Raw genomic sequence first — 2,131 nt, forward strand, 5'->3', positions numbered from 1 at the left:
GGGTGATGCTGGGGTGGGCGTCAGGCCGGCTGCGGCGCCGGGGTGGAGACCCGTGGGGCCTCGGTGGTCGTCTCGCCGGGACCCTCGCCGGCGGCGATGAAGCGCTCCGCGTCGAGGGCGGCGGCGCATCCGGTGCCGGCCGCGGTGATCGCCTGCCGGTAGGTGTGGTCGACCACGTCGCCGCAGGCGAACACGCCGTCGAGGTTCGTCTTGGTGGTGGGGTGCGCGACCTTCACGTAACCGGCGTCGTCCAGCTCGAGCTGGCCGCGGAGCAGCTCGGTCCGCGGATCGTGGCCGATCGCGACGAACAGGCCGGTGATGTCGAGGTCGTCGGTCTTCCCGGTGACCGTGTCGCGGAGGCGGACGCCGCTGAGCTTGTTCTCGCCGAGGATCTCGGCGACGTCGGCGTTCCACCGGAACTGGATCTTGTCGTTGGAGAAGGCGCGCTCCTGCATGATCGCGCTCGCCCGCAGCTTGTCCCGCCGGTGGATCACCGTGACCGATCGGGCGAAGCGGGTCAGGAACGTCGCTTCCTCCATCGCCGAGTCACCGCCGCCGACGACGGCGATGTCCTGGTCGCGGAAGAAGAAGCCGTCGCAGGTCGCGCAGGCCGACACTCCACGCCCGAGCAGCCGCTCCTCGTGCTTGACGCCGAGCTTGCGGTAGGCCGAGCCGGTGGCGACGATGACCGTGCGCGCCAGGAACGTCTGGTCCTCGACCTTGACGACCTTCGGGTTGGCGGCGAGGTCGAGCTCGGTCACGTCGTCGGCGACCAGCTCGGCGCCGAACCGCTCCGCCTGCTGGCGCAGCTGTTCCATCAGCTCCGGGCCCTGCACGCCCGCGGGGAAGCCGGGGAAGTTCTCGACCTCGGTGGTGTTCATGAGCGCGCCGCCCGCGGCTACCGCGCCCTCGAAGACGAGCGGCCGCAGGTTGGCCCGGGCAGTGTAGATGGCGGCCGTGTAGCCTGCCGGCCCCGAGCCGACGATGATGACATCGCGCACCTCGTCTGCCGATCCGCCACCGTGACCGGTGACGTCCTGGACCTGCTGCTGGGCTGTCACACCCGCTCCTTTCGCGCTGCGCGATTCCCCGTCAGCCGGGGGTGGACCCCGCCGGTGCCCTTCGGCCCCGGTGTCGCGTCGGGATCCCTGCTCGTGGGTCTGGTGCTCCGTGAAGACGCTGTCCGAGAGCGACAACGGTCCTCGAGGGCGTCTGATTCCATCCCGCGCCCGCCGGTGCTGGGTAACCGCAGATCATCGATGTCGGTGGTCACGCTACCCGCGCAGGGTGGTCGCGCTGTACCACAATGCCGCGGAGGCGCTGATGATGCCGCAGTGCGCGTCGACGACGAGCACCTGCGCGGCCGCCGGCTGCACGGGGATGGACAACACGACCAGCAGCGCCGGCTGGCTGTCATACCGGATGCGGTCGACCGCGAGGATGTCCCCGCCGGACTGGGCGATCAGACTCTGGTAGCAGGTACGCAGATCGGGGTTGTCCAGCAGCGCACGCAGCCGTTGACCCACCGCGGCCTGCGGTGCCGCCACGACGGACCCGGGCTGGCGCGCCGCGGCCGGAGCGACCGCCTGGAACGGCGGGCCACCCGCCGCCGTCGCCGACACCACGGCCCCCCGCTCCGCGATGCTCCCCGTCGGTCCGGTCAGCTGTAGGGGCAGCGTGACCGAACCCGCGATCTGGCCCGCGAGCAGCTCCCTGCTGTGCTGGCCGACGTCGGCAGGGTCGAGGTTCGTCCGCGAGTCCGCCATCATCGTCAGTCTGGCCGGCCCGGCCTGCGAGGTTGCGGCGGCGCTGGCCGAATCCCGGCCCAGCGCGACGTTCGCCGTCGCGACCGGATGATCGGCGTCCACCACTCGCAGGCCGTAGAAGGCGAGGACGGCAGCGCCGAAGGTGAGGAACGCCGCGCAGACCGCCGCGATCGACACCCAGTCCCATCGCGGGGCCGAGGACGCGCCCGACGCCAGCTGCTGCTCGCCCCGGTCCCCGGGCCGCCGGGCCGGGCCCCGGCCGGGACGAATCCCGCGACCACGAGCGTCGCCGGGACGCGGCCGACCGCCACGGTCGGTCCTGGTCTGATGGGCACCGGTCTGGGGGGCACCGGTCTGGGGGGCAC

Annotated in this window: 2 protein-coding genes; both read right to left on the minus strand. The window is 72.3% G+C overall.

What is annotated here, in order from left to right; translation table 11 throughout:
• Positions 1-20 precede the first annotated feature (20 nt).
• The gene (gene trxB, locus NBZ85_RS30595) at positions 21-1,061 is read right to left on the minus strand and encodes a thioredoxin-disulfide reductase (protein ID WP_261563367.1); all 1,041 of its coding nucleotides are present in this window, start codon (positions 1,059-1,061) and stop codon (positions 21-23) included.
• Between the two features lie 213 nt (positions 1,062-1,274).
• Positions 1,275-2,131: RsmA family anti-sigma factor (locus NBZ85_RS30600; protein ID WP_261563368.1), on the minus strand; the 857-nt coding region annotated here is incomplete at its 5' end.

It is taken from the genome of Frankia tisae, assembly GCF_025403405.1.
Classification (GTDB): Bacteria; Actinomycetota; Actinomycetes; order Frankiales; family Frankiaceae; genus Frankia; species Frankia tisai.